Here is a 13,256-nt window from a genome sequence, read left to right as displayed (position 1 = left end):
ATGATCAGCTTAGGCGTCGGCCTTGGGGCAGGTCGCCGAGTAGTTGGCGACGCCCGACGAGGCGGCGTTCGGGCTGACGACGACGAGCTCGATGGTGCCCTTCGTCTCCTTGCTGTTCTGCGTGCCACCGACGCCCCAGGTCACGGCGAGGTCGCCGTTGACCTGACGCTCAAGGACGTTGACGTCCTTGACGCCGTTGACCACCCAGTAGTACTTGACGGTGGTCGGGCCGGTGCTGTGCAGGGTGGCCGAGAAGTCCACGCCGGGACCACGGTTGTCCTTGCACATGTCGGTGCGGGTGTTGGTGACCGACACGGACGACACGGACGCGGTGGGCTTGGGAGCCTCGCACGCCGCGTACGACTGCGTGATCGAGTCGTTGTTGTTCGGGCCGGTGACCGTCAGGGTGATCTTGCCACCCTTGGCGGCCTCGCCGGTCAGCGCCTGCTCGGAGAGCTCGACGGTCTTGGAACCGCTGCCCGCGAAGACGCTCTCGCCCTTGGCCACGGACTCGCCGTTGACCGCCCAGGTGTACTGGACGCGCGCGGCGCCGGTCGCGCTGACCGTGGCGTGCGCGCCGACCTTGCAGCCGTTGTGGTTGGTGGCCGTCACCAGGTTGGTGGCCGACACCTTGACAGCGGGAGCGGGGGTCGAGTCCTTGCACCACACCTTGTAGTAGGCGCGGTTGGACAGGGCGTCGTCGGGGCCGACGATCTCGAGCTGCGCCCAGCCACGCTGGCTGTGACGCGGGGAGATGCCGAAGCCGACCTTACGCTTGTTCCAGACCTTGACCTTGCCGTGGTCGGCGACCTCACCGTTCAGGATCCAGCGGTAGCGGACCCAGGTCGGGTGGTTGACGCTGATCAGACCGGTGAAGTCGATCTTGTCACCCGGGGTGCAGGCGCCCTCGTAGGACGACGGGTTGGCCCAGGCGCGAGCCGAGACCGACACGTCCTTGTCCGTACGGACGCCACCGAGGTCGACACACGAGACCGAGAAGTAGCCCTTCTTGGACGTGACCTTCTTCGGACCGAGGACCTGGACGGCCTCCCAGCCCTTGACGTCACCCTTGAAGGTCACCGACTCCTTGACGGTGACCGACTTGGTGCCGTGGCCCTTGAGCTTGACAACCTGGACCTTGCCCTTGGACCCGTCACCGTGGAGCCAGCGGTAGGCGAGCTCGGTCTTGCCCTTGACCGGGACGTTGATCTTGGCCGAGAAGTTGACCTTGACCGGGCAGGAACCCTGGTAGTCCTGGTCGGCGGCCTTCGGTGCGGTGACCGAGACCTTGGAGGACTTGGCCGCGGTGGCCGTACTGGCCTTGCCCGCCGCGGCCGAGGTCGCCGCCTGAGCGGGGCTGGCTACCAGGCCCGCTGCCATGGCGGCCAGCACGGCGGCGGAGGCGCCGAACGCCGCCGCCTTACGTGCCAACCCAACAGACATCATGTGAGAGTGCTCCATTCCGTGAGGGAAAAGACGCGCTCGGGAACGGTCGCCACGCCGTCACATTCCGTGCACAGCAATATGGCAAAGCCCCCGTTTTGCGCCTTTACCTAATCACAATAGTGATTGCACGCTCAACACGGGTCATAGATCGGAAATGTCCGGATTTGGCTATCTCAGCCGGCGAGGGACCAGGCGATTCCGTCCAAGATGTCGTGTTCACTGACGACGACCTGGGAAAACGCAAAACGACGCACGATCCGGTCAAGAATTAGCGCACCGGCGCCAATCACGTCAACCCGCCCAGGATGCATCACCGGAACCCGCGCGCGATCACCATGGGTCATCGCGAGCAGCCGCCGCGTCACCTCGTGAACCTCTTCGGCGGTGATCCTGGAGTGATGGATGCGCTCGGAGTCGTAGGCCGGCAGGTCGAGGGCGATGCCCGCGATCGTGGTCACCGAGCCCGCCAGGCCGACCAGCGTGTGCGCCCGCTCGACGGGCACCGCCTCCTCGACCCGGTCGAGGGCCGCCTCGATGTCGGCGACGACGGCCTCCAGCGCCGGGGCCGGCGGCGGATCGCCGGCGTCCCTCAGGTGGCGTTCGGTCAGCCGGACGCAGCCGATGTCCACCGACAGCGCGGCCTCGGCGTGCTCGGAGCCGACCACGAACTCCGTGGAACCGCCGCCGATGTCCACCACCAGGTAGGGCGGCAGCGGGCCCTGCGGCATCTCGGTCTCCGGCGAGATGCGCAGCAGGCCCCTGGTCGCCCCCCTGAACGACAGCTCGGCCTCCTCCGCCCCCGTCACGACCTCGGGCGTCACGCCGAAGATCTCGCGGACGCCGTCGGCGAACTCCTGCCGGTTGCCCGCGTCGCGGGTCGCGCTCGTGGCCACCACCCTGGTCGCGACCGCGCCGTGCCGGTCGATCAGCTCCCGGTAGGAACGCATCGCCTTGAACGTGCGCTCCAGCGCGTCGGGCGCCAGCATGCCGGTGCGGTCGACCCCCTGCCCCAGACGGACGATCTCCATCCGCCGCTCGACGTCGTGCAGCGTGTCGTCGCGGACGTCGGCGATGAGCAGGCGCACCGAGTTGGTGCCGCAGTCGATGGCGGCTACACGCATGGTCCGTCACTCCACCAGTCGGGGAGCGCGTCGAGCGCCTCCCTGCCGAACGGGTTGCTCCCCGGCACCGCCAGCTCGTGCGCCACCAGGGCGTGCAGGCACTTCACCCGCTGCGGCATGCCGCCGGTGCTCTGCATGTCGCGGGGCAGCGGCTCCATGCCCTCGTCGTGGGCCGCCTTGTCGCGCCTGGCGACGTAGTCGTCGTGCGCGGCCTGGTAGGCGGCCGCCAGGTCGGGGTCGCTCGCCAGCCTGGCCTGCATCTCGCGCATCAGGCCGGAGCCTTCGAGCGTGCCGATGGCCGAGGCGGCCTTGGGGCAGGTCAGGTAGTACAGGGTCGGGAACGGCGACCCGTCGGGCAGCCGCGGCGCGGTCTCCACCACGTCGGGATTGCCGCACGGGCAGCGGTGGGCCACCCCGCGCAGCCCTCTGGGCGGCCGGCCGAGCTGCCGCTGGACCGCCTCGACGTCGTCACTTTCCACTGCTGCTCTCCACCGCTCTGCGGCCCGTGCCCTTGTCGGCCGCCTCCACCGACTCCCACAGCGTCTGGTACCACGGCGGCACCTCGACGGGCTGCTTCACGGCCGTCTGCTCCTTGCCCTGCTCGGGCTCCATCACCACATAGCACTTCTCGCCGGGGCCGCAGAAGTGCAGCCGCTCCTTGGCGGTGCGCTTGATCCAGTTGGGATCGTCGCTCTGCCGGTCGCGGGCCAGCAGCGTCTGCCGCTCGGCCTCGACCCTGGCCTTCTCCGCCTGCAGCTCGGCGATGCTGCGGCGCAGGCTGATGTACTCGCGCACAGGGTAGGCCAGGCTCATCGCGATCGCGCACACCACGACCGCGAGGATGGCGGCCCGCCCGGTCAGCTGCGGCCTCTTCGCCAATGCTGCACACCCCCTTCGACGTACGGCCCGCGGCCGTCAGACATTCCCAGGCCGCGGACCGTCAGTCGAAACTAGCGCCGGAACCGCGGAAAAGCCGCGCGACCCGCGTAGCGGGCGGCGTCGTCGAGAAGCTCCTCGATGCGCAGCAACTGGTTGTACTTGGCCACGCGGTCGGACCGCGCCGGGGCGCCGGTCTTGATCTGGCCGCAGTTGACCGCCACCGCCAGGTCGGCGATCGTCGTGTCCTCGGTCTCGCCGGAACGGTGGCTCATCATGCACCGGTAGCCGTTGCGGTGGGCCAGGTCGACGGCGTCGAGGGTCTCCGACAGCGTGCCGATCTGGTTGACCTTGACCAGCAGGGCGTTGGCGGTGCCCGCGTTGATCCCGCGCTCCAGCCGCTCGGGGTTGGTGACGAACAGGTCGTCGCCGACCAGCTGCACCTTGTCGCCGAGGGCCTCGGTGATGGCCTTCCAGCCCTCCCAGTCCTCCTCGTCGAGGGGGTCCTCGATGGAGACGAGCGGGTAGTTGGCGACCAGGTCCGCGTAGAAGGCGATGAGCTCCTGCGCCGAGATGCCCTTGCCGTCGATGGTGTAGACGCCGTCCTTGTGGAACTCGGAGGCGGCCACGTCGAGGGCCAGCGCCACGTCTTCGCCCGGCACGTAGCCGGCCCGCTCGATCGCGACCAGGATCAGGTCGAGGGCGTCGCGGTTGGAGGGCAGGTTGGGGGCGAAGCCGCCCTCGTCGCCCAGGCCCGTCGCGTAGCCCTTCTCCTTCAGCACGCCCTTGAGCGCGTGGTAGACCTCGGTGCCCATGCGCACGGCCTCGCGGAACGTCTCCGCCCCGATCGGCGCGATCATGAACTCCTGGATGTCGACGTTGGTGTCGGCGTGCGCGCCGCCGTTGAGGATGTTCATCATCGGCACGGGCAGCACGTGGGCGTTGGGGCCGCCGACGTAGCGGAACAGGGGCAGGTCGGCGCTGTCGGCCGCGGCCTTGGCGACGGCGAGCGAGACGCCCAGGATGGCGTTGGCGCCCAGCTTGGCCTTGTTGGGCGTGCGGTCGAGGTCGATCATGATCTGGTCGATGATGCGCTGGTCCTCGGCCTCGACCCCGTTGATCTCCTCGAAGATCTCGTCGGTCACGGCGAGCACGGCCTTCTCCACGCCCTTGCCGCCATAGCGCTTGCCGCCGTCACGCAGCTCGACCGCCTCGAACTGGCCGGTGGACGCCCCGCTCGGCACGGCGGCGCGGCCGCTGCTGCCGTCGTCGAGCACGACCTCGACCTCGACCGTGGGGTTGCCCCGGGAGTCGAGGATCTCGCGAGCGTAAACGACCTCGATGGTAGCCACGGGTTGCGCTCCTAAATCGAAAGGCAATATGCCATCAGAGCCTATCGGTACCCCGGGCCACCGGTACGGCACGGTCCGGCCGCCGGACGTCGGCCCCCTCGCGGTCAGCCGGTCGCAAGAGGCGTCGGGCCGCTCGCGGCCCAGCCCGTCGAGGACAGGCGTCGGGCCCGTCGTGGGTCAGCTGGTCGGGGACAGGCTCCAGGCCTGGAGGCGGCCGCCCGTCGCGGCGACCAGCAGCCCGTCGCCCACCGCCAGGGCGGTGATCTTCCTGCCCGGCGCGAGGCCGCCCAGCCGCTCGCCGCGGTCGGCGTTCCAGACGGTGACCCCGTCGCCGCCGCCGGCGATCATCCGGCGGCCGCCCGCGGCCGTGACGCCGGCGCCCGCCGCGCCCGTGCTGAAGCCGCGCACGAAGGCGCCGCTGGCCAGGTCGTACACGGCGGTCGAGCGGCCCGTGGTGACGGCGGCGTGGCCGTCGCCGAGCGCGGCGACCGAGCGCACCTCGCCCTTGCCCTCGCCGAGCAGCCCGCCGGCCGCGCCCACCAGGCCCCGGCCGGTGCCGACGAGGGCCTTGCCGCTGGCCTCGTCCCAGGCCAGGGCGGTGACCGGGCCGGCGGCGGCCCTGGCGCTGGCGACGACGCGGTTGGAGGCCAGGTCGAGCGTCACGACCCGGCCGTCGCGGCAGCCGATCACGACCGCGGGCTGCGTGCGCCACTGGCCGGGCGCCAGGCTGGCCTCCGACGGGCACACCGCCTGCCACGTGCCGGGGCGGGCGTCCCCGATGCGCCAGCGCCGCACGGCCCCGTCCGTGCCCGTCCAGACCGCCGTCTGCCGGCCGCCCACCGGGACCAGCAGCAGCGAGCGCACCGGCGTGGGGCCGGCGTTCGCGAGCCGGTCGAGCCGCTCGCCGGCACGCGGGTCCCACACCTCGATCGAGTTGCCCGACCGCTCGGCGTAGACGACGACGGGCGCTCCCTTGTGGTGGCCGATGGCCATCGCCGCCACCTGGGCCCCCGGCTCGGGCCCGAACTCGGGGCCGAGCTCGACGCCGAACGCCGCCGCCTGCCCACCGTCCCGGCCGCCGGAGGGCAGACCGGCGTTCCGCCACAGCGCCCCGGCCACCACCCCCACGACGACGAGCACGCCGACCCCGGCGGCGGCCCACCCCCGCCGCGTCACCGGACGCCCGCCGGACGCCGCCCCCCGCCCCTCACCGGCCCCGGACCGCGCCCGCCCACGGACGTGCCCGCTGACGTGCCCACGGGCATGCCCGCCGACGTGCCCGCGTGGCGCCGTACGGCCCAGCAGCCGCGCCAGCACGTCGTCGGCCGACGGCCGCGCCTGCGGCTCCTTGGCCAGGCACGCCGCCAGCACCGCGCGCAGCGGCTCGGGCACCTCGCGCAGGTCCGGCTCGGCGTGCAGGATCCGGTTCATCACGGCCGGGATGGAGTCCCGGCCGAACAGCGGCTCCCCCGTGGCGGCGAACCCGATGGTGGCCGCCCAGCTGAAGACGTCGGAGGCGGCCGTCGCGCTCTCCCCCGCGATCTGCTCCGGCGACATGTACCCCGGCGTGCCGACGATGCTGCTCGCCGTGGTGGAGACGTCCAGGTCCTTGGCGATGCCGAAGTCGATCACGCGGGGGCCGTCCTGGCCCATCAGCACGTTGCTCGGCTTGAAGTCGCGGTGCACGATGCCCGCGCCGTGGATGGCGGTCAGGGCCGTGATCGTGCCGGCCGCCAGCCGGTCCAGCTCGCCGCCGGTCAGCGGGCCGCCGTCGAGGACCAGGTCGTGCAGGGACGGCCCGTCGATGAACTCGCTGACGATGTACGGCCGCCCCTCGGCCAGCCCGCTGCCGTAGATCCGCGCCGTGCGCGCGCCCGCCACCTTGGCGGCGGTCGTGCTCTCCCGCAGGAACCGGCGGGTGGCCCGCTCGTCGCCGAGCAGGCGCGGATGCAGCACCTTGACGGCCGCGTGGCCGCCGCCCGCGTCGCGGCCGAGGAACACCGACCCCTGGCCGCCGTCGCCCAGCCGGCCGAGCAGGCGGTAGCCCGCCACCTCCCGCGGCTCCCCCGAGCGCAGCGGTCTCAGCTCCACCACCAGTCCCCCTCGGCTCGCCGGTTCAAGCCCCCGAGGATCCTGGCATTTGGTGACTTCTTCCGACAAGCAGGGCGGTCAGGCGTTGGACTCCCACGCGCGTACGCGGTCGCGGTAGGCACGGGCCGCGGCGCGCAGCTCGGCCTCGGGGTCCACCCCGGCCTCCTGCGCCCGGCGTACGAGGTCGAACAGCTCGCGCGCCACCCCCTGGCCGATCGCGGCCGCCAGCGCCTCGGGCGCACCGGCCCGCTCGGCCCTGCGCAGCAGCTGGGCGGCCAGCGCGAGCGCGGGCTGGCCCATGGGGACGCCGTCGAGCACCGACGACTCGCCGCCCTTGGCCGCCCGCTCGGCCGCCTTGATCGCCTCCCAGTTGTCGTTGACCTCGTCCGCGCTCTCGGCCCGCACCGATCCGAACACGTGCGGGTGCCGCCGGACGAGCTTCTCGACGATCCCCGCGGCGACGTCGTCCATGTCGAACGTCTCGGCCACGCGGGCGTGGAAGACCACCTGGAGCAGCAGGTCGCCGAGCTCCTCGCGGAGCGCCGGGTAGTCGCCCTGCTCGATCGTCTCCAGGACCTCGTACGACTCCTCCAGCAGGTACGGCACCAGCGACTCGTGGGTCTGCTTGCGGTCCCACGGGCATTCGGTGCGCAGCCGGTCCATCACCGCGACCAGGTCGAGCACCCGCGAGCCGGGCAGATCGTACGAGCCGGGCACGACCTCGATGAGCGGCGGCTCGTCGAGCGCGATGGCCGCGCGCCCGATCGCGCGCATGAAGTCCTCGTCGTCACCGGCGAGCCAGACGACCCGCTCGCGCACCGCCCGCCTGGACAGCGCGACCGCGTCGGGCACGACGACCTCCGCCTCGATCCCGGCGGCGGCCAGATAGGGAAGCTGCGGATGACCGGCGGAGCCGGTCAGCACGGGCCCCGAGCGCAGCGCCTGCCAGGCCTGGTCGCTCAGCAGGCCCGGCGCGACCCTGGGCGAGGTGGTGACGACGATCAGCGGCATCGGGCTAGCCCTGCTGTTGCTGCTGCGCCTGCTGGGAGGACTTGCCGAACCGGCCCGGATCGACGAAGCCCTGCTGGCTGAACTCGCCGTAACGCGGGCTGTAGATCGGCTTGATGCTCGTCAGCTCCTTGACGAACTTCTCCTGCGCGGCCTGGTCCTGGGCGCCGCCGAGCTGGTTGCGCACCTTGACCGCGCCCAGCTCCGCGCGCAGGTAGCCACGCGCGTCGGCCGGGCTGACGCCCCTGGCGATCAGGTTGATCTCGGGCGACTGGTACTGGCCCGGGTCCTTGAGCGCGTTGTCGACCTCGCTCTCGCTGACCTGCACGTTGTGCTTGGCCGCGAGCTGCCTGAACGCGCTCTCGTTCGCCATCCGGTAGAGCACGAACTGGGTGACGGGCACCCCGAGCTGCTCGGCCGAGACGTTGGCGCGCTTGAGGGCGGCCTCGTACTCCTGAACGTTCTTGGTCAGGTCGCGGGCCGAGATGCGCTCGCTCCCGACCACGGCCGCGGCTCCGGCCTCCATGGGCGAAGAGCAGGCGGTCAGCGCGGCGAGTCCTACCGCACCGGCGGCCACAGCCACTCGAATCGACTTCACATGCGTCCCTTTCCGAACAAAAACCGCGCTTAGCTTACCCGCGCGGGCTCAAGAAACATCGCCTCGACCAGGTCGCCGCACCATTTGAGCAGATCCAGGTCGCGCAACGGCTGCCCGCCCAGCGGCTTGGTCTTGGGCACCGGCACGAGCAACGTCTCGGCCGCCTGCTTGTAGACCGCCTTCTTGTACAGCCGGTCGAGCCTGACCTGCTGCGACTCCCGCAGCCGCGCCGGGCCGAACTTGATGTTCTGCCCCTGCAGCGTGACGTCGGTGAGCCCGGCCGAGCGCGCCTTGATCCGGAAGCGGGCCACCTCCAGCAGGTTCTCCACCTCCACCGGCGGCTTGCCGTAGCGGTCGGTGAGCTCGTCGCGGACCTCGTCGATGTGGATCGGCGTGGTGATGGCCGCGATGCGCTTGTACGCCTCCAGCCGCAGCCGCTCGGAGGTGACGTAGTCGTGCGGGATGTGGGCGTTGATGGGCAGCTCGACCTTGACGTCCTGCTGCTCCTCCTGGACCTCGGCCCCGGACAGCTTCGCCTTCTGCTCCTGGACGGCCTCGGCCATCAGGCGCACGTAGAGGTCGAAGCCGACGCCCGCGATGAAGCCCGACTGCTCGGCGCCGAGCACGTTGCCCGCGCCGCGGATCTCCAGGTCCTTCATCGCCACGTACATGCCCGCGCCCATCTCGGTGTGCTGGGAGATGGTGGCCAGGCGCTCGTGCGCGGTCTCCGTCAGCGGCTTCTCCGGCGGGTAGAGGAAGTACGCGTAACCGCGTTCCCTGCCTCGCCCGACCCGGCCCCTGAGCTGGTGCAGCTGGGACAGGCCGTAGTTGTCGGCCCGGTCGACGATGAGCGTGTTGGCGTTGGGCACGTCGAGGCCGGACTCGACGATCGTGGTGGAGACGAGCAGGTCGTACTCGCGTTCCCAGAAGCCGACCATGATCTTTTCGAGCTGGTGCTCGTTCATCTGGCCGTGGGCGACCGCGATGCGCGCCTCGGGGACCAGCTCGCGCAGCCGCGCCGCCACCCGGTTGATCGAGGCCACCCGGTTGTGCACGAAGAAGATCTGGCCGTCGCGCATCAGCTCGCGCCGGATCGCCGCCCCGATCTGCTTCTCCTCGTACGGCCCCACGAACGTGAGGATCGGGTGCCGCTCCTCCGGCGGCGTGAGGATCGTGGACATCTCGCGGATGCCGGTCAGGCCCATCTCCAGCGTGCGCGGGATCGGCGTGGCCGACATGGCCAGCACGTCGACCTGCGTGCGCAGGTGCTTCATGGCCTCCTTGTGCTCGACGCCGAAGCGCTGCTCCTCGTCGATGATGATCAGCCCGAGGTCCTTGAAGCGCACCTCGGGGCTGAACAGCCGGTGGGTGCCGATGACGACGTCGACCGCGCCCGACCGCAGCCCCTCCAGCGTGCCCTTGACCTCGCCGTCGGTCTGGAAGCGCGAGATCGGCCTGATCGCGATGGGGAAGCTGGAGAACCGCTCGGTGAAGGTGGACATGTGCTGCTGCACCAGCAGCGTGGTCGGCACCAGCACGGCCACCTGCTTGCCGTCCTGGACGGCCTTGAACGCCGCCCGCACCGCGATCTCGGTCTTGCCGTAGCCGACGTCGCCGCAGATCAGCCGGTCCATCGGGACGCCGCGCTCCATGTCGCGCTTGACCTCGTCGATGGCTTCGAGCTGGTCGCCGGTCTCGGCGTAGGGGAAGGCGTCCTCCATCTCGCGCTGCCACGGCGTGTCGGCGCCGAAGGCGTGGCCCGGCGAGGCCATGCGGGCCGAGTAGAGCCTGATCAGCTCGCCGGCGATCTCCTTGACCGCCTTCTTGGCCTTGGACTTGGCCTTGGCCCAGTCGGCGCCGCCCATGCGGTTGAGCGTGGGCGCCTCGCCGCCGACGTAGCGGGTGACCTCGTCGAGCTGGTCGGTGGGCACATAGAGGCGGTCGCCCTTGGCGTACTCGATGACCAGGTACTCGCGGGTCGCGCCCTGGACCGTGCGCTGGACCATCTCGACGTAGCGGCCGACGCCGTGCTGCTCGTGCACGACGTGGTCGCCGACCTTGAGCTGGAGCGGGTCGACCATGTTGCGGCGGCGCGAGGGCAGCCGGCGCATGTCCTTGGTGGACGCCTTCTGGCCCACCAGGTCGAGGTGGGTGAGCACGGCCAGGCGCGGCGTGATGAACCCGTGCTCGATCAGGCCGGTCGAGACGTGCACGACCTTGGGCTCGGGCGCCTTGTCCAGGAAACGCTGCAACCGCGCGGGCACGTCGACGCCCTTGAGCAGCTCGACCATGCGCTCGGCCGGCCCGTGGCCCTCGCTGAGCAGCACGACCGCCTTGTCCTCGGCCAGCCAGCCCTTGATGTCGGCCAGCGCCTTGGCGGTGTCGCCCCGGTAGGCCTCGGAGTCATGGGCGTCGAGCTCGACGCCGTTGCCGAACGGCGCCATCGTCCACCACGGCTGGCCCAGCGCGTCGGCGTGGCCGCGGATCTCCTCCAGCGTGCGGAAGGCCGCCGCGCCGAGGTCGATCGGCGCCTCGCCGCCGGCCGCCGCGTTGATCCAGGACGCCTCCAGGAACTCCTGCGAGGTGCGTACGAGCTCTTCCGCCCGGCCCCTGATGCGCTCGGGGTCGCACACGAACACCGCCGACCGGACCGGCAGGTGGTCGAGGAGCAGGTCCATCTCCCCCGCCAGCACCGGCGCGAACGCCTCCATGCCCTCGACCGGAATGCCGTCGGCGAGCTGGTCGAGCACCTCGGCGAGGGCCGGATGCTCCTGCGCCAGCTCCCGCGCCCGCGCCCTGACCTCGCCGGTCAGCAGCAGCTCGCGGCACGGCGGCGCGAACAGGCCGTCCTCGGCCGCCTCCAGCGAGCGCTGGTCGGCCACCTTGAACCAGCGGATCTCCTCGACCGTGTCGCCCCAGAACTCCAGCCGCAGCGGATGCTCCTCGGTGGGCGGGAACACGTCGAGCAGCCCGCCGCGCACGGCCACCTCGCCGCGCTTCTCCACCATGTCGACCCGGTGGTAGCCGTTGGTGACCAGGCGCTCGACCACCTCGTCGAGGTCGGCGTCGTCGCCGGCCCGCAGCCTGATCGGCTCCAGGTCGCCGAGCCCCTTGACGATCGGCTGGAGCAGCGCCCTGACCGGGGCGACCACCACGCCGAGCGGCCCGGCGGCGGTGTCGCCCTTGACCGGGTGCGCCAGCCTGCGCAGCACGGCCAGGCGCTGGCCCACGGTGTCGCTGCGCGGCGAGAGCCGCTCGTGCGGCAGCGTCTCCCAGGCCGGGAACACCGCGACCGAGCTCGGCTCGAGGAGGCTCGTCAGCGCCGCCGCCAGGTCCTCGGCCTCCCGGCCGGTGGCGGTGACGGCCAGCACGGTGCGCTGATCGTGCGCGGCCAGCGCGGCCACGCCGAACGGCCGCAACGCCGAGGGCGCGATCAGTGAGACGTCGCCGCCCTCTTCGAGCGCGGCGGTCAGCTTCGGGTCGGCCCCGGCCCCCAGGGCCACAAGGTCAAGCAGTCCGGAAAGACTCATCAGATACGCCCACAGCCCCACGACGGCAACACAACTACCCCCGGCCGGGTCAGGTCGCGGGGGTCTCCACCCAGCCTACTCGGGGTGCGGCACCCGGTAACCGGGGACCGACGGCCAGCGTACGGTGAGCACCACCGACTCCTCCTCGGCGACCCACGAGTGGTCCACGCCCTTGCCCCAGACCACGTAGTCGCCCGGCTCGGTCAGCAGCACGCCGCGCCCCGGCAGCTCCACCCGGAACCGGCCGCTGATCAGGACGAGCAGGGCGGTGCGCTCCTCGCCCCTGACCCACTGGGCGCGCTCGTCGCCCGCCGGGTGCACGCCCCACTTGATCTCGACTTCTTCACTGTGTCTTGGGTCGCCGAAGGGTTTGAAGTGACCGAGCAGCCAGCCCCGGTCGCCGGCCGCGTCGATATTGGCGTTCCCCACGTAAACCTGCCCGTCCACGGGGCAGGACGCTAGCAGGGAAGTGCGTAACCGAGACGGCTCGATTGATTACTGTAGGTGACATGTCTGAGGTGCGATCAGTCGCCCAGCGAGGCGACCTCTTCGGTCAACGGATCCGCGAGCACTGGGCCGGGCGGTACAGCCGGCGGCTCGACATACTCGTCGCGGGGTGCGCCCACGACGAGCCGCTCGACGTGGAGCCGCTGGAGGCCAGGGCCACGGGCGCCGACGAGGACCACCCGGTCATCAGAGACGTCGTGGAGGAGCGCGCCGACCTGGTGGCCTGGTCGCTCGGCGACCTGCGCTGCGTGCCGCTCCAGCACCGCGCCTACGACGTGATCCACCTGTCGTTCCTGCTCGAACGCGTCCAGCACGCCGAGCTGGTGTTCGACCGCCTGCTCCAGTCGCTGCGCCCGGGCGGCCTGGTGCTGCTGCGCATGCGCGACAGGAAGTCGGCCTACGGGCTGCTCGACCGTCTCACGCCGTCGTGGCTGCGCCGGGCGTTGTGGCGCACGCTGGTCACCCCCGGCACGCCGGGCCCGCTGCCCGTCGTCTACGAGCCGCTGGCCTCCAGCGACGGCATGCACGCCTTCTGTCTCAGCCGCGGCCTGATGATCACCGACGACGAGCGCCGGGTCAGCGGCCCGGCCCGCGCCGGCCGGCTCGGCTCCGCCGCCGTCGCGCTGGTCGACCGGCTGAGCGGCGGGCGTTACCCCGCCTCCCACGACGAGATCACCATGGTGATCAGGAAGCCCCAGCATCACTTCGCCCGGCTGCTCTAGCGACA

10 protein-coding genes and 1 pseudogene are annotated in these 13,256 nt (G+C 71.4%); 1 reads left to right on the top strand and 10 read right to left on the bottom strand.

The features are described 5' to 3' along the window. Positions 1–9: 9 nt before the first annotated feature. From AB0J46_RS30695 to AB0J46_RS30650, 10 genes and pseudogenes are all read right to left on the bottom strand, one after another. Positions 10–1,431 (bottom strand): hypothetical protein, encoded by a 1,422-nt coding sequence (locus tag AB0J46_RS30695; protein ID WP_364337714.1) that lies wholly within the window; start codon positions 1,429–1,431, stop codon positions 10–12. 188 nt (positions 1,432–1,619) lie between these two features. Further along, on the bottom strand, positions 1,620–2,567 hold the full coding sequence (locus AB0J46_RS30690) for a Ppx/GppA phosphatase family protein (RefSeq protein WP_358294514.1): 948 nt from the start codon (positions 2,565–2,567) through the stop codon (positions 1,620–1,622). Next, complete coding sequence (locus AB0J46_RS30685) at positions 2,558–3,046, bottom strand: DUF501 domain-containing protein (protein ID WP_364337713.1); 489 nt, start codon at positions 3,044–3,046, stop codon at positions 2,558–2,560. Before AB0J46_RS30685 ends, AB0J46_RS30690 begins: the two co-directional genes overlap by 10 nt. Then, the gene (locus AB0J46_RS30680) at positions 3,036–3,446 is read right to left on the bottom strand and encodes a septum formation initiator family protein (RefSeq protein WP_352323568.1); all 411 of its coding nucleotides are present in this window, start codon (positions 3,444–3,446) and stop codon (positions 3,036–3,038) included. The genes AB0J46_RS30685 and AB0J46_RS30680 overlap by 11 nt, the downstream gene beginning before the upstream one ends. Positions 3,447–3,517: 71 nt before the next feature. Continuing rightward, positions 3,518–4,795, bottom strand: a complete 1,278-nt coding sequence (gene eno / locus AB0J46_RS30675) for a phosphopyruvate hydratase (RefSeq protein WP_364337712.1) — start codon at positions 4,793–4,795, stop codon at positions 3,518–3,520. 177 nt (positions 4,796–4,972) lie between these two features. Further along, positions 4,973–6,889 carry a protein kinase gene (locus tag AB0J46_RS30670; protein ID WP_364337711.1) on the bottom strand — a complete coding sequence of 639 codons (1,917 nt, stop codon included), beginning with the start codon at positions 6,887–6,889 and terminating at the stop codon, positions 4,973–4,975. Between the two features lie 75 nt (positions 6,890–6,964). Beyond that, complete coding sequence (locus tag AB0J46_RS30665; protein WP_364337710.1) at positions 6,965–7,897, bottom strand: MazG family protein; 933 nt, start codon at positions 7,895–7,897, stop codon at positions 6,965–6,967. Positions 7,898–7,901: 4 nt separating this feature from the next. Then, a pseudogene (locus AB0J46_RS30660) lies at positions 7,902–8,498 on the bottom strand (SurA N-terminal domain-containing protein); the annotation flags it as partial. A 23-nt stretch (positions 8,499–8,521) separates the two neighbouring features. Then, positions 8,522–12,022, bottom strand: coding sequence for a transcription-repair coupling factor (gene mfd / locus AB0J46_RS30655; protein WP_364337709.1), 3,501 nt, complete (start codon positions 12,020–12,022; stop codon positions 8,522–8,524). Positions 12,023–12,097: 75 nt separating this feature from the next. After that, positions 12,098–12,469, bottom strand: a complete 372-nt coding sequence (locus tag AB0J46_RS30650; RefSeq protein WP_358294522.1) for a signal peptidase I — start codon at positions 12,467–12,469, stop codon at positions 12,098–12,100. A 62-nt stretch (positions 12,470–12,531) separates the two neighbouring features. On the opposite strand from AB0J46_RS30650, the gene AB0J46_RS30645 reads away from it, so the two are divergent. Further along, on the top strand, positions 12,532–13,251 hold the full coding sequence (locus AB0J46_RS30645) for a methyltransferase domain-containing protein (protein WP_358294524.1): 720 nt from the start codon (positions 12,532–12,534) through the stop codon (positions 13,249–13,251). Positions 13,252–13,256: the final 5 nt, after the last annotated feature.

Source organism: Nonomuraea sp. NPDC049758 (assembly GCF_040674635.1).
Taxonomy (GTDB): Bacteria; Actinomycetota; Actinomycetes; order Streptosporangiales; family Streptosporangiaceae; genus Nonomuraea.
Note: the sequence above shows the minus strand (reverse complement) of the source record. Positions and strands in the feature narration are given on the sequence as shown.